The organism is Streptomyces sp. NPDC045846, assembly GCF_056431605.1.
Genome location: NZ_JBWKKJ010000003.1, coordinates 549,917 through 568,099 on the forward strand (window position 1 = coordinate 549,917; position 18,183 = coordinate 568,099).

15 protein-coding genes are annotated in these 18,183 nt (G+C 71.7%); 11 read left to right on the forward strand and 4 right to left on the reverse strand.

Translation table 11 applies throughout. The annotated features are described in order from the left end of the window. Positions 1 to 62: 62 nt before the first annotated feature. From AC07F3_RS11500 to AC07F3_RS11515, 4 genes are read left to right on the forward strand one after another with little or no spacing between them, the layout of a single operon-like run. Complete coding sequence (locus AC07F3_RS11500; RefSeq protein ID WP_479112804.1) at positions 63 to 2,096, forward strand: NAD-dependent epimerase/dehydratase family protein; 2,034 nt, start codon at positions 63 to 65, stop codon at positions 2,094 to 2,096. Further along, positions 2,093 to 2,845: a PIG-L deacetylase family protein gene (locus AC07F3_RS11505; protein WP_479112806.1), complete on the forward strand. Its 753-nt coding sequence runs from the start codon at positions 2,093 to 2,095 to the stop codon at positions 2,843 to 2,845. The genes AC07F3_RS11500 and AC07F3_RS11505 overlap by 4 nt, the downstream gene beginning before the upstream one ends. Next, entirely contained in the window at positions 2,842 to 4,074 is a 1,233-nt protein-coding gene (locus AC07F3_RS11510) for an ATP-grasp domain-containing protein (RefSeq protein WP_479112808.1), read from the forward strand. Before AC07F3_RS11505 ends, AC07F3_RS11510 begins: the two co-directional genes overlap by 4 nt. Beyond that, a complete protein-coding gene (locus tag AC07F3_RS11515) occupies positions 4,071 to 5,189 on the forward strand; it encodes a glycosyltransferase family 2 protein (protein ID WP_479112810.1) in 1,119 nt (372 codons plus the stop codon). Before AC07F3_RS11510 ends, AC07F3_RS11515 begins: the two co-directional genes overlap by 4 nt. On the opposite strand, the gene AC07F3_RS11520 is transcribed toward AC07F3_RS11515, so the two are convergent. Beyond that, entirely contained in the window at positions 5,154 to 6,827 is a 1,674-nt protein-coding gene (locus tag AC07F3_RS11520; RefSeq protein ID WP_479112812.1) for a CocE/NonD family hydrolase, read from the reverse strand. The genes AC07F3_RS11515 and AC07F3_RS11520 overlap by 36 nt on opposite strands. 34 nt (positions 6,828 to 6,861) lie before the next feature. Between AC07F3_RS11520 and AC07F3_RS11525 the strand changes: the two genes are divergently transcribed. The 4 genes from AC07F3_RS11525 to AC07F3_RS11540 are packed head-to-tail and all read left to right on the forward strand — an operon-like array spanning position 6,862 to position 10,856. After that, positions 6,862 to 8,373, forward strand: a complete 1,512-nt coding sequence (locus AC07F3_RS11525) for an AMP-binding protein (RefSeq protein WP_479112814.1) — start codon at positions 6,862 to 6,864, stop codon at positions 8,371 to 8,373. Next, a complete protein-coding gene (locus AC07F3_RS11530; RefSeq protein WP_479112816.1) occupies positions 8,370 to 9,308 on the forward strand; it encodes a macrolide 2'-phosphotransferase in 939 nt (312 codons plus the stop codon). Before AC07F3_RS11525 ends, AC07F3_RS11530 begins: the two co-directional genes overlap by 4 nt. Beyond that, the gene (locus AC07F3_RS11535) at positions 9,305 to 10,117 is read left to right on the forward strand and encodes an alpha/beta fold hydrolase (RefSeq protein ID WP_479112818.1); all 813 of its coding nucleotides are present in this window, start codon (positions 9,305 to 9,307) and stop codon (positions 10,115 to 10,117) included. Before AC07F3_RS11530 ends, AC07F3_RS11535 begins: the two co-directional genes overlap by 4 nt. Beyond that, the gene (locus tag AC07F3_RS11540; RefSeq protein ID WP_479112819.1) at positions 10,107 to 10,856 is read left to right on the forward strand and encodes a nucleoside 2-deoxyribosyltransferase domain-containing protein; all 750 of its coding nucleotides are present in this window, start codon (positions 10,107 to 10,109) and stop codon (positions 10,854 to 10,856) included. Before AC07F3_RS11535 ends, AC07F3_RS11540 begins: the two co-directional genes overlap by 11 nt. Here AC07F3_RS11540 and AC07F3_RS11545 read toward each other — a convergent pair. The 3 genes from AC07F3_RS11545 to AC07F3_RS11555 all read right to left on the reverse strand — a co-directional run bounded on the left by AC07F3_RS11545 (position 10,832) and on the right by AC07F3_RS11555 (position 13,713). Continuing rightward, a complete protein-coding gene (locus tag AC07F3_RS11545) occupies positions 10,832 to 11,389 on the reverse strand; it encodes a GNAT family N-acetyltransferase (RefSeq protein WP_479112821.1) in 558 nt (185 codons plus the stop codon). The genes AC07F3_RS11540 and AC07F3_RS11545 overlap by 25 nt on opposite strands. A gap of 417 nt (positions 11,390 to 11,806) precedes the next feature. Next, the gene (locus AC07F3_RS11550; protein WP_479112823.1) at positions 11,807 to 12,001 is read right to left on the reverse strand and encodes a hypothetical protein; all 195 of its coding nucleotides are present in this window, start codon (positions 11,999 to 12,001) and stop codon (positions 11,807 to 11,809) included. Between the two features lie 269 nt (positions 12,002 to 12,270). After that, positions 12,271 to 13,713 (reverse strand): aldehyde dehydrogenase, encoded by a 1,443-nt coding sequence (locus AC07F3_RS11555; RefSeq protein WP_479112825.1) that lies wholly within the window; start codon positions 13,711 to 13,713, stop codon positions 12,271 to 12,273. A gap of 345 nt (positions 13,714 to 14,058) precedes the next feature. On the opposite strand from AC07F3_RS11555, the gene AC07F3_RS11560 reads away from it, so the two are divergent. From AC07F3_RS11560 to abc-f, 3 genes are all read left to right on the forward strand, one after another. After that, a complete protein-coding gene (locus tag AC07F3_RS11560) occupies positions 14,059 to 15,126 on the forward strand; it encodes an alpha/beta fold hydrolase (protein WP_479112827.1) in 1,068 nt (355 codons plus the stop codon). A gap of 256 nt (positions 15,127 to 15,382) precedes the next feature. Next, a complete protein-coding gene (locus AC07F3_RS11565) occupies positions 15,383 to 15,871 on the forward strand; it encodes a TetR/AcrR family transcriptional regulator (RefSeq protein ID WP_479113101.1) in 489 nt (162 codons plus the stop codon). A 545-nt stretch (positions 15,872 to 16,416) separates the two neighbouring features. After that, positions 16,417 to 18,051 (forward strand): ribosomal protection-like ABC-F family protein, encoded by a 1,635-nt coding sequence (gene abc-f, locus AC07F3_RS11570; RefSeq protein WP_479112829.1) that lies wholly within the window; start codon positions 16,417 to 16,419, stop codon positions 18,049 to 18,051. Positions 18,052 to 18,183 lie beyond the last annotated feature (132 nt).

Genomic DNA, 18,183 nt, shown 5'->3' on the forward strand with positions numbered 1-18,183 from the left:
AGCCCCTCACGTCCCCGCCCGCTTCATCTCTCACCCTGACCTCACGAGCCACTGGAGAAGCCATGCCTCCCGTACGTCTTGCCATCGTCGGATGCGGCGCAGCAGCGCGCGGCTGCCATCTGCCCGCCCTGCCCCCGCTCAAGGGCGAGGTGCAACTGACCGCGCTGATCGACCACGACCCGCGGCAGGCCGAGGCCGCACTCGCGCTCTACCGCGAACTCGGCGGCGAGGGCGCGGACCAGGTCGTGCTCGCCACCGACCCGTCCGAGGTCGCGGACGCCTTCGACGCGGCCGTGGTCGTCGTCCCGCACACCAAGCACGCCGAGACGGTGGCGCCGCTGCTCGCCTCCGGCAAGCACGTGCTGCTGGAGAAGCCGATGACCACCTCGGTCGAGGACGCGCGCCGACTGGCCGAGACCGCCGCCGGCGACCAGCACACCGTGCTGGCCATGGCACACCCGCGCCGCCTCTTCCCCGCCTACGCCTGGGTGCACCGCCTCATCAAGGACGGCGACCTGGGCAAGGTGCTCCGGGTCGAGTGGGCCGAGGGCCACCCCTACGCCTGGGAGCCGGTCTCCTGGTCGATGTTCGACCGCCGGCTGGCAGGCGGCGGGGTGCTCACCGACACCGCCTCGCACGTCTTCGACACCCTGCTGTGGTGGCTCGGCCCGGACGTGGAGGTCGTCTCCTACGAGGACAACTCACTGGGCGGCGTGGAGACCGACGCCTGCGCACATCTGCGCTTCGGCACGGTCGACGTGTTCGCCGACTTCAGCCGACTGCGCGACCTCGGCATCGCCTGCAAGGTGGTCGGCACCAAGGCCACCGTGACCATCGGCACCGACTTCCCCGCCGGTGAGTGCACCCTGGTCACCGCGGACGGCAAGGAGCTGCACCGCGGCGACGTCGAGGCGGTGGCCCCGGCCCAGGACGAGTGGGAGCTGCTGTTCACCGAGCAGCTGGCGAACTTCGCGGCCGCTTGCCGGGGGACGGCAGCCGCGCACTCCGGCCCCGAGGACGGCGTCCGCGTGGTGGAGCTGATTCAGCGGTGCTACGGCGGGTCGCAGCGCCGGCCCGAGCCGCAGCCGTGGGTCACCCGGCCCACCGGCGCACCGCGCGCCCTGGCCGGCCGCAGCGTGGCCGTCACCGGCGCGAGCGGGTTCATCGGCGGGCGGCTCGTCGAGCAGCTCGCGCTCACCACGGACGCCCGGATCCACCCGGTGGTGCGCGGATTCGGCCGTGCCGCCCGGCTCTCCATACTCCCGCAGGAGCGCATCGAGTTCCGGCGCGGCGACCTGCTGAGCGTGGCGAGCCTGCGCGAGGCATTCGCCGGCTGCGACACCGTGGTGCACTGCGCCTTCGGCAGCGAAGGCGACGAGTCCGCCCGCTGGGCCACGACCGTCGAGGGCACCGCGAACGTGCTGACCGCCGCCAAGGAGGCCGGCGTACGGCGGGTGGTGCACATCAGCACGATCGACGTGTACGACGCCACGGGCACCGGCCCGCTGACCGAGGACTCGGCGGCGCTGGCCGCCGACCCGGCGGACCGGGAGTACGAGCAGCAGAAGCTGGCGGCCGAGCAGGCGGTGCTGGCGACCGGTGGCACGGGCCTGGAAACAGTGGTCCTGCAACCCGGCGTGGTCTACGGGCCGTGGGCCGGCCAGTGGACCACCGCGCAGCTCCAGCGCCCGGCCGAGGACTTCGCGGCCCTCCCCACGGGCGACAGCGGCGTGTGCAACGCGGTGTACGTGGACGACCTGGTCGACGCCGCGCTGCTGGCCATCACGGCCGAGGGTGTCGCCGGGGAGCGCTTCCTCGTCGGCAACGGCGAACCGGTGAGCTGGGGCGCCTTCTTCGACGCGATCCGGGCGCTGCGGCAACTCGGCGACCCGTCACCGGACGCCGGTACGGGCGCCGTACCGGAGTGGGAGCTGGAGCTGTACCGCTCCGAGGCGCGGGCCCGGTTCGACAAGGCGCGCGAGCGGCTCGGCTTCGAGGCGTCGGTGGACTTCACCGAGGGGGTCGCGCTCACCGCCCGGTGGGCCAACTGGGCCGGGCTGCTCCCGACGGCGGGCACCGCGAAGGCCCGGGGATGACCGGGATCACGGATGTCCTGGTGGTCGCGCCCCACCCGGACGACGATGTCATCGGCTGCGGCGGGTCCATCGCCAAGCACGTGCGCGACGGTGCCCGGGTCACCGTGGTGATCGTCATCGGCCGGGAGCGCAGCGCGCTCGACGATGAGGTGAGCGACGCCGATTTCGCCGCCGAGACCGAGGCCGCCGGCAAGGCTCTCGGGGTGCACCGTGTGGTCCAACTGGAGGAGCCGTCACGGGACTTCGCGCTCACCCGGCGGGTCCACCTGGACCTCGTCCGGGTACTGCGCGAGGTCCGCCCGCAAGTGGTGTACCTGCCGCACGACAACGACGACGACGTCGAACACCGGATGGTGCACCAACTGGCCACCGAGGCGCTGTGGATGGCCCAGTCCGCCTTCTTCCACGAGGCCGGGCCGGAGCCGATGCCCGCGCCGCGGCTGGTGCTCGGGTACGAGGTGTGGGCGCCGATGGCCCGCTTCCAGTACGCCGAGGACATCGGCGGGCAGATCGAGGCGAAGGTCGAGGCGATGCGGGCCTACGTCTCGCAGCTGCGGCACGCGGCCTGGGACGAGGGGATCAGGGGACTGGCCCTCTACCGGGGTGCGGTGACCGCGGGCTCTGGGTACGCGGAGGTGTTCCAGGTGATCGGCCTCAACTCCCGCGTGCATGCCGGTGTTTCGGGACCGGGCTCGGGGACGGGCTCCTCGGGGACGGGCTCCGGTGCGGCTGCGGGAGGCGGGTCGTGATCGACCGGGTTCTGGCCTGCGGCCTCGGCAGCGGCATGGACCACTCGCTGGCCGAACTGCGCCGGATGCGTCTTGAGCTCGTGGTTGCCACCGACCGCCCCACCGACCGGGTCCGCGCGGCCGCGGACACCCTGCTGGTGTGCGACCCGCACGACACGGTGGCGGTACTCGCCGAACTGGCGGCGGCGGGCATCGACCGGCTGGACGGGGTGTTCTCGCTCGGCGCGGACAACCCGCCGGTGATCAGCGCTGTCGCACGGCGCTACGGCTGCCCCGGGCTGCCCTTGGAGACGGCGCTCAACTGCACGCTGAAGGACCGTCGGCTGGCGATCCTGCGCGAGGCGGGGCTGCCGATGCCCCGGCACGCGGTCGCCGAGGGGGTGGACGAAGCAGCGGAGGCGGTCGCCGCGATCGGGCTGCCGGCCGTGGTCAAACCCTGCGACCAGACCGGCTCACTGGGCGTGATGAAGGTGGAATCGGCCGACCAGGTCAGGGAGATCGCTGCCGAGGCGCTGCGGCTGAGTCCCGGCGGCCGCATCGTCGTCGAGGAGTTCCTGGAGGGCACCGAGCACACGCTGGCGGCCTTCCTGGTCGACGGTGAGTTCCATCTGATCGGCCTCGCGGACCGCGAGTACGGGCGCAAGGAGGAGTTCGCCCCGTACTTCTTCGAGGGCGGCGACACGCTGCCCAGCCGACTCACCCCGGAGCAGGCCGAGGAGGTCACCGAGACGGTACGCCGCGGCGCCGAGGCGCTGCGGCTGGACCCGGCGGTGATCAACACGGACATCCTGCGGACCCGGGACGGCCGGGTGGTGCTCCTTGAGATCACCTGCCGGCTGACCGGCGCCCGGATCGCCACCGAGGTGATGCGGCTGGCCACCGGAGTGGACCCGCTGCCCAATGTGGTCCGGCTCGCGCTGGGCCGCCCGCTGGAACCGGCCGAGCTGGTGCCGACCCGCCGGGCGGCGGCCGTCCAGCGGTTCCTGCCGGCCGACGGCGGCGTCGTGGAGTGGGTCGGCAACCCCCGGGACGTGGCCCGCCGGGCCGGCGTGCACGACGTCTTCTGGGGGACCGCGCTGCGGCCCGGGACGGTGCTGCCGCCGTACACCGGCGGGGCCGAGGTACTGGCGGGGACGATCACGCACGCCCGCAGCCTGGCCGAGGCCGAGTCGATCGCGCGGCGCACCCTGGCCGCCCTGCCGGTCCGGTTCAAGGACGCGACCACGTGAACACCGATACCGCCGATACGAGGAGGGACCCCGACATGGCCACCGACCTGGTGGACGAGGCCGCGGTCGAGAAGGGCATCGCACGGACCAGCGTGGTCATCGCGCTGCGCGACGATCTGCGGATCGCCGACTGCATCGACTCGATCGACGAGGACGTCGAGATCGTGCTGGCGCTCAACGGGCCCAGCGAAGCCGTCAAGAAGCTGATCGCGGAGCATCCGAGGCCGCTGACGGTCACCGAGATCGAGGACGTCGGCAATCTGGGCGCGGCCTACAACGCCGGGGCCGCGGCCACCGGCAACCAGTACCTGCTGCTGATGGACTCCGACTGCACCTTCGCCCCGGGTGTGGTGCGCATGATGGTCCGCGCGGTGCTCACCGAGCCGGTGGTCAAGGGCCAGGTGGTGTACGGGGATTCGGACGGCCTGCTGAGCAAACTGACCGCACGGGTGAGGGAGTTCGACGAGGGCGACTACATCAGCGCGCTGTCGCCGCCACTCATCTACAACCGGGCGATCACCGACCACATCGGCGGCTACCACTTCGACGAGCTGATCCACTGGTGCGAGGACCGGGAGTTCGACTTCCGGCTCCAGTTGGCCGGGATCCCCGTGTTCTACCTCCCGCAGGCGCGGATCTTCCACGATGCCCAGCATGGCTTCGCGAACATGCGCAGCTACTTCCGCTACGGGGTCGGCGAGGGCATCGCGCAGGAGACCGGGGTCTTCACCACGCCTGCCGTGCCGGTGGTGTGGCGATTGTTCGAGGCTTCCCGGACCCTGGTGCACTGCGCGCGGGCCAAGGGCGTGGGTGCGGCGGCGTACTACGCGCTGCTGAAGGCCGCCTTCCACACGGGTACCTTGCATCATCTGCTCAACGACCCGTACCAGGTGCGGGACCGCTACCCGGTCGCGGCCAAGCGGGCGCGGATGGTGCGCTCGATCCCGCAGCACAGCACCCGGCTTTCGAAGGCCCAGCTGCGGCGGCTGCGCCGCGCGCACTGGGAGGCCGGGCGGAAGATCGAGAAGGTCGCGGACCTTTCGGTCTTCCACCCGGACGCCGCGGGCCCGGGCCGCCCCTCAGCCGTCGGTGAGCCGCGGCAGCAGCAGGCGTGAGGGGTGGTCGCCGCCATGGTGGAGGGTGTGGTGCGCCACCACCCGCGGGTGCACGTCGAAGCGAGGCGTGTTGCTGCCGGCGATCTCCAGCCGGACGCGGTGGCCCCGGCGGAAGACATGGCCGACCGCACCGAGCCGGACGGTGACCTCGACGACCGGCCCGTGGGCGGGCTCCTTGCCCGCTCCCGGGGCGGCGACGGCCGCGGCCGTCTCGTCCGCACCCGCCTCTGTCCGCACGGCTCGGGGCTCCATCCGCCGGATGCCGTCGCAGAGGATCTCCGCCCGGCCGTCCGGGGCCACGTCCACCAGTTTGGCGGTCACATCGGCACCCGCGGCGTCGGGTGTGACGAACGCCGTCAGCTCGACCTCTCCGATCACGGTGAGCGGGTCGGCGAGCCGCGGGGTCGTGAAGCAGCGCACATCCGGGCGCTGTTCCACCTCGCGCTGGTCCAGCGGGCCGCAGTCGCCCCCGACGTACTGCCCGGGCAGGGCGGTGGCCCCGCCGGTGGTGGGAACGGGATCGGCCGGGTCGTGCCGGAGCACGTCGCAGCCCGGAGCTCCGGGGGCGGCTTCGGTGAGCGTGCGACCGGCCAGGTGCAGGACGTAGGGCTCGGTGCCGGGGACGGGCCAGTCCGGAAAGCCGCACCACTGGTCGGCGCCGGTGAGGAAGAGCCGCACCGGGGGTTCGTCGGAGGCGGCCGAGCCGTGGCGCAGGTGCCGGTCGAAATGGGCCAGGTGGAGTCCGGTCACGTCCAAGTGCTGTTCGTCGGCGGCAATTCCGTAACGGCGCTGCGGGAAAATCCCGTCCGTAACGCAATGGGACCAGGGACCGACCACCAGGTGCGCCGCGCCGCCCTCGGCCCGGATTCCGCGGAAATTCTCCAGAGCGCCCGACAGGAAAATGTCGTACCAGCCGGTGATGTTGAGCGCCGGTGCCTTGATCGCGGGATAGGACCCGCGGGGCGCGGACCGCCGCCAATACGCGTCACCGGTCGCCTTGCCGAGCCATTCACGGTAATAGGGTGCGAGCCGGTCCAGGAGGCCGGTGGCGCGGGCGGGGTCACGGTAGAGCTCGTCGATCCGGTCGACGGCCTCGGCCACTTCGCGTTCCACCGCGGGGTCGAGGCCGGCGCCGGTGAGCAGCAGATCGTAGAGCACCCAGTAGAGGATGAAGCCGAGTTGGAAGGCGCCGCCCTGGTATGTCCAGCCCTCGTCGAAGCCGGAACCGGCCACCTGAGGTGCCACCGCTCCCAGGCCGGGCGGACTCTCGGCGGCCGCGAGCAGCGCCGCCATGCCTTCGTAGGACCTGCCGAACAGGCCCGCCGACCCGTCGCACCAGGGCTGTCCGGCCGCCCAGGCCACGGTGTCCGCGCCGTCCTCGGCCTCGTTCCAGTACGGCTCGAAGCGGCCGCCGGAGCCGAACCGCCCGCGCACGTCCTGCACCAGCAGGGCATATCCGGCGCGCACCAGCCGCAGGCCGTCGACGGAGGCCCCGCCGGGATTTCCTGATTTTCCGTAGGGAGTTCGCCGGATGAGTACGGGAACGGGTACGGAAGTGTCCGGACGGTAGAGGTCCGCACCCAATAAGACGCCGTCCCGCATGGGTATTTCCAGGTCGTGTTCAACAATGATACGCACCCGCCAATATTCCAATAGAACAAGGAATTTGACAATGCGCTCCGCCGAAATCGATTTTCTGGAACCCTTCTTCGCGCTCGCCCGCGCCGATCCCGGTCGGCCTGCCGTGGTCGACAACGGACTGGCGGTCGGCTACGGCACGCTGGCCCGCTGGGCGCGGTCCGTCGCCCAAGCCGTCGAGCCCCGCACGGACGGCCCGCAGCCGCCCGTGGGGATCGTTGTGCACCACTGCGCCCGCGATGTCGCGGCTGTGCTCGGTGTGCTGGCCGCGGGGCGGTCGTACGTGCCGCTGGAGGCGGAGTATCCGGCGGCGCACTTGACCGCCACCCTGGAGCGGGTGGGCTGCCGGGAGGCGGTGGCCACCGCCGAGGGCGGCTACCAGCCGCCGGTGGAGCGGGTGATCCGGCCGCGCTGGACGACAGCCGGTCCGGACGGCACCGGACCGGACCGGCTCCCGTCGGCCAGGGCCGCGGATCCGGCGTATGTGCTCTTCACCTCGGGCTCGACGGGGGATCCCAAGGGGGTCGTGGTGCCTCACCGGGCGCTGGCTGCCGTCGTGCCGGAGCTGCGCGCGCTGTACGGCATCGACGCGGACTCGGTGACCCTGCACTTCCACGGGGCGGGCGGCGACACCAGCCTGGAGGAGATCCTGCCGACCCTGACGGCCGGGGCCACCCTGGTCATCGACGACGCCGCGCGGGAGCGGTTCACTCACGTGGTCGCGGATCAGGAGGTCTCGGTCGCGGTGCTCCCGACGGGCTTCTGGAACAGCCTGGTGGGAGACCTGCTGCACCAGGGCGCCCAACTCCCCGGCTGCTTGAGGACCCTGGTGATCGGCGGCGAGGCGGTCCGCGCGGACATGCTGGAGCGCTGGCACCTCCTGGACACCGGCGGCATCCGGCTGCTGAACACGTACGGCTCCACGGAGACCGCGCTGGTCACGCACGCGATCGTGCTGGCCGGGCCGGGCGCTGCCCCGCCGGCGCCGACCGGCGAGGATCTGCCGATCGGGTTCCCGCTGCCGCATGTGGGGCAGCGCGTCGACGACACGGGCGAGTTGCACGTGTCCGGCCCGAGCCTGGCGCTCGGCTACCACGACCGTCCCGAGGCGACGGCCGCCCGGTTCACGGACAGCGGCGACGGCACTCGCTGGTACCGGACCGGGGACCTGGTGAGCACCGCGCCCGGTGGGGAACTGGTCTTCCGTGGACGCTCCGACCACCAGGTGAAGATCCGCGGCCACCGGGTGGACCTGCTGGACGTGGAGGCGCTGATCGGGCGCTGCGAGGGGGTCGCCGCCGTCGCGGCGGCCCGGGTCGAGGGCCGCACGCACAGCTCCCTCGCGGCCTTCTTCGTGCCGGCGCCGCAACAGCTACCGGACGAGGTGGCGGCCCGGATCCGGGGACAGCTGACGCGGACCGCACCAAGCCACATGGTGCCGAGCCGGATCGTCGCGGTCAGCGCCCTTGAGCAGACCCACACCGGCAAGGTCGACCGGAACGCCACCCGGGACCGCCACCTCGGCACGGGGGTGACGGCACCGTGACCGCGGACCCGACCGCCGATCCGGGAGCCGATCCGGCCGAGCTGGCCGCGTACGCCTCGGAGCTGCTGGGCGTCCGGCTGGACCCCACTTCCGCCCGCCTGGACGAGTCCGGCTGGGACTTCCAGGTGACGCACATCCTCGACACGCGGGGCGCCCCCTGGATCCTGCGGCGCCCCCGCCGCCCGGAGGCCGTACGGCAACTGGCCGTGGAAGGCGAGGTGCTGACGGCCGTACGGGGCCGGGTGCCGGTGCCGGTGCCCGACTGGCGGCTGAGCACGCCCCGGCTCGTCGCCTACCCGCGGCTGCCCGGGGCGCCCGCCGGCACCGAGGACCAGAACACCCTGGTCTACGAGTGGGCCATCGACCCGCTGGCGCACCCGGAGAAGTACCTCGCGCCGCTGGCCGAGACGCTGGTCGCCGTGCACGCCACGCCGACCGGAGCGCTGGACCGGCTTGAGGACACGGCGGCCACGACCCCCGACGGCATACGCGCGGCGGTGGCGGCCAGACTGGCACGGGCTTGCGCCGAACTGCGGCTGCCCCGGGCGCGGATCCGGCGCTGGCAGGCATGGCTGGACGACGACGCCCTGTGGCCCGACCGGCTGGTCCTGGTCCACGGTGACGTCCACCCCGGGCACACCCTCGTCACCCGTCCGGCGGCCGGACCGCCCCGCCTGTCCGGGCTGCTCGACTGGGCCAACGCGGGCCTCGGAGACCCGGCAGCCGACTTCGTCGACCTGCTGTACGCGGGCGGGCCGCCGGTACTCGACCGGCTGCTGGAGGAATACCGGGCGGCGGGCGGCGAGGCCGGGCCCAACCTGCGCGCCCACATCCTCGCCCGCGCCTCGTTCCTGTGGGTGCACGTGGCGCTGCGCGGCCTGGACACCGGCCGCCCGGCGTGGGTGCGCACCGCCATGACCCGGCTCGCCGCATGAAGGCGGCGACCACCGGCCGGACGCCCAGCGGTATCCGGTACGCGGTGCACGGCGTGGGAGCGCCGGTGGTGCTGGTCGCGGGCAGCGGCGGATCCGGCGCGATCTGGGAGCACCACCAGGTGCCGGCGCTCACCGCCGCCGGCCACCAAGTGATCACCTTCGACCACCGGATCCCGGCGGCCGGGCCGGCCGCTGAGGAACTCGCCGCGGAAGTACGGGAGTTGGCGACCTCACTCGACCTGTCACCCGTGCCGCTCGTCGGACACTCGCTCGGCGCCCTCGCCGTGCAGGAACTGCTGGTCGCTGATCCGGCCATGGTCACCCGGGCGGTCCTGGCCGCGACACGGGGCCGACCCGACCCGGTGGGCGAAGCGCTGGCCCGGGCCGAACAGGAGCTGGCCACCCCGGAGTTGCGGTTGCCCGCCGCGTACGAGGCGTTCGTCAGGCTCACCCAGAACCTCTCCCCCAGGACCCTGGCCGACGAGGGCACGACCACGGAATGGCTGGACCTGTTCGAACTCTCCGCGCTCTCGGGCGGCGGCGCCGTCCACCACGCGCGGGCACTGACCCGCAACCGGCTGGCGGATTACGCGGCGATCACCACACCGGTGCTGGTGGTGGGGTTTGCCGACGATCTGCTGGCGCCCGCCCGGCTGGGCCGGGAGGTCGCCGAGGCGGTTCCCGGCGGCCGCTATCTGGAGCTGCCCGACTGTGGCCATCTCGGCTTCCTGGAGCGGCCCGCCGCCTTCAACCGAGCCGTCCTGGACTTCCTCACCGACACCACCCCTGGAGGCCCCCGTGCCCGCTGACCCCGCCGCTCCCCTCGACCGGGTGCGCGTCGTCCACGTCGACGAGGAACCGCCCGCCTCATGGTCCGCCGCCGTCTATCTCTGCGGGCCTACGCCCAATGAGGGCGGCCTCCCCTCCTGGCGGCCGACCGCGGTCGCCGCTCTGCGCGCCGAATGGTCGGGCGAGGGCACCCTCGTGGTGTTCGTCCCCGAGCCGTCGCCAGGGGGCGACTACCCGGCATACGCGGACCAGGTCGCCTGGGAGGAGGAGGCGATGCGGCTCTCCGACGTGATCCTCTTCTGGATCCCCCGCGACATGGCCCGCCTGCCCGGACTCGTCTCGAACATCAAGTGGGGGGCCTGGTGCCGGTCGGGCCGGGCGGTCCTCGGCGCACCGCCGCAGGCCGAACGGATGGAGTACCTGCTGCACTTCGCCAAGCACCTGGCGGTGCCGGTGGCACGGACTGTCGAAGACACCGTACGGACTTCCCTGGACCAGGTGGGGCCGGGCGCCCCGCGCCTGGCCGGGGAGCGGGCCATACCGCTGCCGGTATGGCGGACCGAACCGTTCCAGCGGTGGTACGCCGTCCGCACGGCAGCCGGGGAGCGGCTGCTGGACGCACATGTCGAGTGGTACGGCCCGGCGACGGGGGCGCACCCGGCCGACTGGCTGCTGACCGTGACGGTCGCTCCCGCCGACGGGTCGGCCCCCGTCGTAACCCGGCTGCTGGCGACTCAGGCGCAGGGCATGCTCATGTAGAGGGCCTGCTCACCGGCCGAGGGCGTGCCCTCGTACAGGGCCGTGTCCAGCCCGCAGAAGGCGAAGCCCATCCGCCGGTAGGCGCGAACGGCGGGGGCGTTGATGTTGGTGACCTCCAGCCAGACGTGCCCGGCGCCGCGTTCCTGCGCGAAGCCGACGGCGTGCTCCATCAGGGTGCGGCCGACACCCTGGCCGCGGTGGGTGGGCGAGACCTCGATGTCCTCGATGGTCAGCCGCCGGTTCCACGGGTCGTAGGAGACGGCGGCGAAGCCGACCAGCTCGCCGCCGTCCAGCGCGACCCAGGTCCGGGCGTTCGCGTCTTCCGCGTCGTCCCCGTCATCCGAGGACTCCTCCTCGGGGAAGACCTTGTGGATCGGTGGGTCGACCGGAACCTCGCGAATGCCGAACCCGTCCTCGGTCACGGTCACCTGGAACACGGAGTGCGTCGTGAAGGAACCGTCGAGGGTCTCCATGGCCTTGGCGTCCTCGGGGCGGGCCAACCGGTACACAAGGGGCGCGTCGTCAACAGTCATGACACGACCGTACGACCGGTCTGATCGGCATTGGCGAGTTTCGGCCGAGTCGGGGGCGGAGCGCGCAAGGTCACCTCGGCATACGGTGCATCAACCGTCAAGCGGTTGCCCCGGGGCCAGTTGGGCCTCGATGTCCGCCTGCCGGTCCTCCCCGCGACGGCGGAACAGCCTCGCGATGCCGCCCTGCACGACCGCCCAGGAATCCGTGGCCACCGCTCCCACCCCCGTGGTGCCCCCGGCCAGAACCAGCTCTCACTGCCACGAGGCCGTGTGCCCGGCACCACTGCGTCCGGGGTCGCCACGCAGGCGTCACGCGAGCGGCCGAGGGTGGTGGACAGGCCCGGCCACGGCGGACGCCGCCACCCCGGGGCGCCACACCGCTTCCTCACGGCCCACAGCCGGGGGTGCCCGAGGCGCCTACAACCCCAGGTCGAGCGCCAGGCACGAGTAGAACGTCCAAGAGTCTTCGGCGTTGTACGCGGCGATCCGCCCCCCGCTCCGCGTCGCTTCCGCCTCCTCGGTCATGTCCTCGAAGCGGATGCGCTCGGGCAGCCTGCCGTAGCGTGCGTGCCGCGCGGATTCCGCGCCATCGGTCGCGAGTTCCTCGTTCATGATCGCTCTCCCCTCCGTACGCCTAGCCCGGCGCACCACTGCAAGCGGCGACGATGACAGCCTGCCCCTTTGCGCGTCACCGGTCAAGACGGTGACGCCATCATCGTGAGGCGGCCCCGGGTCACCCCAGGGAAGCGACCTCTACCCGGCGGCGAACGCTTCGGGGCGCCCCAGCCAAGGAGTCGGGCCCCTTGACCCTGCTGTGCCCGGGCGCAGGGAGCCTCGCGACGACCGCGTGCGCCGGTTTCGGTCCACTCCCCCGCCTCGCCCTACACAGTGATCGTCTTGTATTCCGTGTACGTGCCGAGCCCGACCGCGCCGTATTCGCGGCCGATCCCGCTCGCCTTGAACCCGCCGAACGGCCCGTCGAACCCGATGGAGGCGCCGTTGACGGTGACGGTTCCGGTGCGCAGGCGGCGGGCGACCGTCAGGGCGTGCTCCTCGTCGGCGGACCAGACACCGCCGGACAGGCCGTACTCGCTGTCGTTCGCGATGCGTACGGCGTCGTCCTCGTCGTCATAGCCGATGACGACCAGGACGGGCCCGAAGATCTCCTCCTGCGCGATCCGCATGGAGTTCTCCACGTCGGCGAACAGGGTCGGGGTGACGTAGTTGCCCTTTTCCAGGCCCTCCGGAATCTCCGGGCCGCCGGTGACGAGACGGGCACCCTCCTCGATGCCGAGTTGGATGTAGTCACGCACCTTCTGCTGCTGGTCCGGTCGGATCATGGGTCCGATGAAGGTGTCGGGGTCGTTCGGATCGCCGACCTTCAACGACTCGACCAGTTCCTTCAGCGCGGCCACCACTTCTTCGTACCGGCTGCGCGGCGCCAGGATCCTGGTCTGGGCGATGCACGACTCCCCGTTGTTGAGGAGGGAGCCGAACTTCACGCCCGCCACGGCCTTTTCCAGGTCGGCGTCGGGGAGGATGACGGCGGCCGACTTGCCGCCCAGCTCCAGGCTGACCCGCTTGAGCCGCTCTCCGGCGATCGCGGCGATCCGGCGGCCGGCCCGGGTGGAGCCCGTGAAGGCGATCTTGTCGACACCCTCGTGCGACACGAGGTACTCACTGGTCTCACGGTCCGCGGGCAGGACGCTGACCACGCCCTCGGGCAGCCCCACCCGCTCCAGGAGTTCGGCCAGGAACCCCATGCTCAATGAGTTCTCCGGGGACACCTTCAGGACCACCGAGTTGCCCGCGAGAAGCGCCGGGATGATCTTCGAAGTGGCCGAGGAGAACGGCGAGTTCCATGGGATCACGGCGGCCACGACCCCGACCGCTTCACGGCGCACCACGCTGCGCACCGGGGACGCGGGGTCGGAAGGGACGAGCGTCTCCTCCCAGCCGAAGTCGGCCGCGGCCTTCAGGTAGGCGTTCGCCTGCCGGGTCAGGCCGGGCTGTCCGGCGCGCGTGAACCATCGGGCCGAGCCGTTCTCCAGGGAGATCAGGCGCGCGATCTCCTCGGCGTTCGCCTCGCGCAGCGCGTTGAACTGCCGCAGCACGGCGATGCGTTGGGCCGGTGGGGTGCGACTCCACACGCCCGCCTCGAAGGACGCCCGAGCCGCGGCCACCGCCCGGTCGATGTCCGCGGGCCGCGCCTGCGCGGCCCGCCCGATCACCGACTGGTCGTGGGGCGAGGCGATGTCGAGCAACTGCTCGTCGCTGGGCGCGACCCAAGAGCCTCCGACGAAGAGCCGATCGTAGATGATCATGCGCTTTCCCCTTTTCCCTGGTGTTTGCCTCGTGGCGACATGCCGAGCGTGCGGCGCCCGCACGGGACGACTAACTGCCTCAGCAATGTAGCAGTTATATTTACACGCTCCTCTCATGCGTGACTTTGACGGACCGACTGGCACGCGAGCGAGCCCGAACGTCGGGCTCATCCGTCCCCCAGGGGCCGAACCTCCCGCCACTAGGCATGAGACGTATTCAAGTCACCTGCTTGACCGGTGATGCCGGTTGTGCGAGGGTCACGTCGCCAAGCCGGAGGACCACCCGTCACCGGCATGAGATCGGCGACGGACCGGTCACCGCACGACGCACGACGGAGGGCTCAGATGATCAACAGGCGCACTTTCAGCAAGGTCATGGGCATGGGCGCCGGGGCGGCGGCCGTCTCCGTGACCGGCCTTCAGGCCCAGGCCACCGCCGCGTCCGCCGCACCCCGGCCGGGCGGCGACACCGCGCCCACCGCGTCCGAGATCACCCCCGGCACCCACACCGGGTTCCCGGAGCTGAAGCACGTCCGCGCGGGCGTCCTGGACATCGCCTACGCCGAACTCGGCCCGGCCCACGGCCCGGTGGTCCTCTGTCTGCACGGCTGGCCGTACGACATCCACAGCTTCGTGGACGTGGCCCCGCTCCTCGCCGACCTGGGGTACCGCGTCATCGTCCCCTACCTGCGGGGGCACGGCGGGACCCGCTTCCTCTCACCCCGTACGCGCCGCACGGCGGAGCAGTCCGCCGTCGCCCTCGACATCATCGCCCTGATGGACGCCCTGAAGATCCACAAGGCGGTCCTCGCGGGCTTCGACTGGGGTTCTCGCACCGCCGACATCATCGCCGCCCTGTGGCCCGAGCGCGTCAAGGCCCTTGTCTCCACGGGCGGTTACCTCATCACCAACGTCAAGGCGCAGCTGGAGCCCGCCGCCGCGGCCACGGAGCACACCTGGTGGTACCAGTGGTACTTCGCCGGCGAGCGCGGCAAGAAGGCCATGGAGAACCGCGAGTCGCGCGTCGCCCTGTGCCGGTACGTCTGGACCCTCGTCTCCCCCAACTGGCACTTCGACGACGCCACCTTCGCGCGCACCGCGCAGGCCTTCGACAACCCCGACTACGCCGCGATCGTCCTGTACAACTACCGCTGGCGCATCGGCCTCATCGAGGGCGAGCCCCGCTACGACCGCTACGAGCGGCTGCTGGCGGCGCAGCCTCCCGTCCACGTACCCACACTCACGCTCGACGCCGCCCTCGACCCCTTCACGGCTCCCGGCGACGGTTCCGGCTATCGCCACCACTTCACCGGGCCCTACGAGCACCGCACCATCGCGGACGTCGGCCACAACCTTCCGCAGGAGGCGCCGAGCGCCTTCGCCCAGGCCGTCGTCGACGCCGATCATCTCTGAGCCCAGAAGGGCCCATCACCGCATTGACCGGTGATGAACCTTCGCTCGTCCCCCTTGTCGCCGGGGGCCGAACCCCCCGACCGCCGAGACGGCCGCATCTCTCTCCATCTGCCCCCATGCCGTGGCAGTTGGAGCAGCTAGGTCTACGCCAGGGCGGCCTTACGTGTCCCAGGCGCCCCAGTCCCTGGCTAGACTCGGCGTGGTGAGAGCCGACGCAGCACGCAATCTGGAAGCAGTCCTGACCACCGGAGCCCGCATGCTCGCCGCCGACCCCGGCGCCAGCGTGGCCAGCATCGCCACCGAGGCAGGTGTGGACCGGCGTACTGTCTACCGGCGCTTCGCCTCTCGGGAGGACCTCCTGGCCGCCATCTACGAAGCGCGCCTCACGGCCATCGAGGAGGCCATCGCAGACGCCCGCCTGCGGGAAGCGCCCGTGGCCGTCGCTCTGCACCGGTACGCCGAGAACATCATCACGGTCAACCGGACGTGGCCCGTCGACCTTGCCCAGATACTCGCCGACGAGGCCGTCCGCCACCGCAGGGACGCGTCCGTTCGCGAGGTCGACGCTTTCCTTGAGCGTGCCACGGAGGAAGGACTCCTGCGGCCCGGGCTGCCGCACGGGTGGGCAGGCGCCCTGCTGCCCCAGTTGATGCATCTGGTGTCACGGCAGATGCCCGACCTGAGTGCCGGGCAGGCGGCGGACATGGTGGTGGACACGTTCCTGCACGGTCTCGGGGCGTCCTGACTCGTCGCCCACCCACGGTGCACACGCTCGGTCTCACCATGCCGCGGACTCACCGGACCCCGGTGCGGGCACCTTGCTGGCGAGGACAACTCGCCTGCCCCGCAACCGGGTTCACATACCTTCCTGTGCGGCAGGCGCGCGGCGCGTGCCCCGCAGACCGGCGCTCGAACCGATCGTGGCAGCGACCCGCGTGGGCCAGCGGAAGGCTGGGGGCATGATCCCCTCCATGGCTCGGGATGGACGCGCAGTGGCGCTTCACGGAGCACCGGGTGCGCATCCCCCTGGTCGTCGCGTCACACAGCGCCCGGCCTACGCATCTGTGCAGCGTGAACACGGCTGCTACGCTGCTTGCGATCTGAAGCCGTGTGATCGAGGAGTCACAGACGTGGTGGGTGAAGACGACATCTCCGGGTGAGACCCGGATCTGACCGGCCACCGGACAGCGCTCAAGTGCCCTGCCGGAGTGGCCAGTTCGTCGTACCCCTCATTCCCCACTCTGCCCAGGGCAGACGTCTGTCCGCCCTCAACTCTTCGAGGTCTCCGCCATGTCCGACGCCGCCATCGTCTGCTCCAGCCTCTCCTTCGCCTGGCCCGACGACACCCCCGTCTTCACCGATCTGTCCTTCACCGTGGCCGCCGGCCGCACCGGACTCGTCGCCCCCAACGGCTCGGGCAAGAGCACACTGCTCAAGCTGATCGCGGGTGAGCTCAAGCCCGCCACCGGCTCCGTGCAGGTCGACGGGACCGTCGGCTACCTTCCGCAGAGCCTGCCCCTGACCGGCGACCTCACGGTCGGCGAGGTGCTCGGCGTCGCCGACGTGATCCGCGCCCTCGACGCCGTCGAGTCCGGCGACGTGAGTGAGGAGCACTTCACCACCATCGGTGACGACTGGGACGTCGAGGAGCGCACCCGCGCCCAGCTCGAACGACTGGGCCTCACCGATCTCGCCCTGGACCGCAGCCTGAGCACGCTCAGCGGCGGACAGATCGTCTCGCTGGGCCTGGCCGCCCAGCTGCTCCGGCGTCCCGACGTGCTCCTGCTCGACGAGCCGACCAACAACCTCGACCTCCCGGCCCGGCGCAAGCTCTACGACGTGCTGACGGACTACACCGGCTGCCTGCTCCTGGTCAGCCACGACCGGGCGCTGCTCGACCACATGGAACGCATTGCCGAGCTGAACGGCGGCGAACTGCGGCTGTACGGAGGCAACTTCACCGCGTACGAAGAATCCGTACGCGCCGAGCAGGAGGTCGCCGAGAAGAACATCCGCAACGCCGAACAGGAGCTGAAGCGGGAGAAGCGGGAATTGCAGCAGGCCCGGGAGCGGGCCGACCGGCGCGCGAGCAACGCCGCCCGCAACCTCAAGAGCGCCGGTCTGCCCCGCATCTTCGCCGGGAACATGAAGCGCGGCGCGCAGGAGTCCGCGGGCCGGGCCGGACAGATGCACGCGTCCCGCCTCACCGAGGCCAAGGCCCGCCTCGACGAGGCCGGTCGGGCCCTGCGCGACGACCAGCGCATCACCCTGGACCTGCCCGAAACCCAGGTGCCCGCCGGGCGCAACCTCTTCCTCGGCGCGGGAATGCAGGCCCGCCTCGGCGGCCGGAGCGTGTTCGCGCCGGGCGGCGTCGACCTGAGCGTGCGGGGCCCCGAGCGCATCGCGCTCACCGGGCCCAACGGCGCGGGCAAGTCCACCCTGATGCGTCTCGTCACCGGCGAACTCGCCCCGGACAGCGGGGAGATCAAGCGGAGCGACGGACGCATCGCCTACCTGTCCCAGCGCCTCGACCTGCTGGACCTGAACCGCACGGTGGCCGAGAACTTCGCCTCGTTCGCCCCGGAGCGCCCCGAGGCGGAACGGATGAACCTGCTCGCCCGCTTCCTGTTCCGCGGCGCGCGGGCACATCTGCCGGTCGGGGTGCTCTCCGGCGGCGAACGGCTGCGCGCCACCCTGGCCTGCGTGCTGTGCGCCGAACCGGCACCGCACCTGCTGCTGCTCGACGAGCCGACCAACAACCTGGACCTGGTCAGCGCGGGTCAGCTGGAGAGTGCCCTCAACTCCTACCAGGGCGCGTTCATGGTGGTCAGTCACGACGAACGGTTCCTCGCCGAGATCGAAGTGAACCGGTGGCTGCGGCTGGCCGACGGAACGCTCACGGAGACAGGGGCGCCGGAGGTATGAGCGGCGGGTGACGGCCGTGGTCTCGGCCGTCGGGTCGCGCATGCCGTGCGGAGCGTGATCCGCCCCGCCCTCCGAGGCCCGCACCCCGCCCCACGGGTCGCCTGGTCCGGGGGGCGGGGCAATTCTTGCATT

Bases quoted from the DNA above. Each gene is read 5' to 3' on its own strand.
- AC07F3_RS11500 (WP_479112804.1), top strand. From the start codon at position 63: ATGCCTCCCGTACGTCTTGCCATCGTCGGATGCGGCGCAGCAGCGCGC.
- AC07F3_RS11505 (WP_479112806.1), top strand. From the start codon at position 2,093: ATGACCGGGATCACGGATGTCCTGGTGGTCGCGCCCCACCCGGACGAC.
- AC07F3_RS11525 (WP_479112814.1), top strand. From the start codon at position 6,862: ATGCGCTCCGCCGAAATCGATTTTCTGGAACCCTTCTTCGCGCTCGCC.
- AC07F3_RS11535 (WP_479112818.1), top strand. From the start codon at position 9,305: ATGAAGGCGGCGACCACCGGCCGGACGCCCAGCGGTATCCGGTACGCG.
- AC07F3_RS11545 (WP_479112821.1), bottom strand. From the start codon at position 11,389: ATGACTGTTGACGACGCGCCCCTTGTGTACCGGTTGGCCCGCCCCGAG.
- AC07F3_RS11550 (WP_479112823.1), bottom strand. From the start codon at position 12,001: ATGAACGAGGAACTCGCGACCGATGGCGCGGAATCCGCGCGGCACGCA.
- AC07F3_RS11555 (WP_479112825.1), bottom strand. From the start codon at position 13,713: ATGATCATCTACGATCGGCTCTTCGTCGGAGGCTCTTGGGTCGCGCCC.
- AC07F3_RS11560 (WP_479112827.1), top strand. From the start codon at position 14,059: ATGATCAACAGGCGCACTTTCAGCAAGGTCATGGGCATGGGCGCCGGG.
- AC07F3_RS11565 (WP_479113101.1), top strand. From the start codon at position 15,383: ATGCTCGCCGCCGACCCCGGCGCCAGCGTGGCCAGCATCGCCACCGAG.
- abc-f (WP_479112829.1), top strand. From the start codon at position 16,417: ATGTCCGACGCCGCCATCGTCTGCTCCAGCCTCTCCTTCGCCTGGCCC.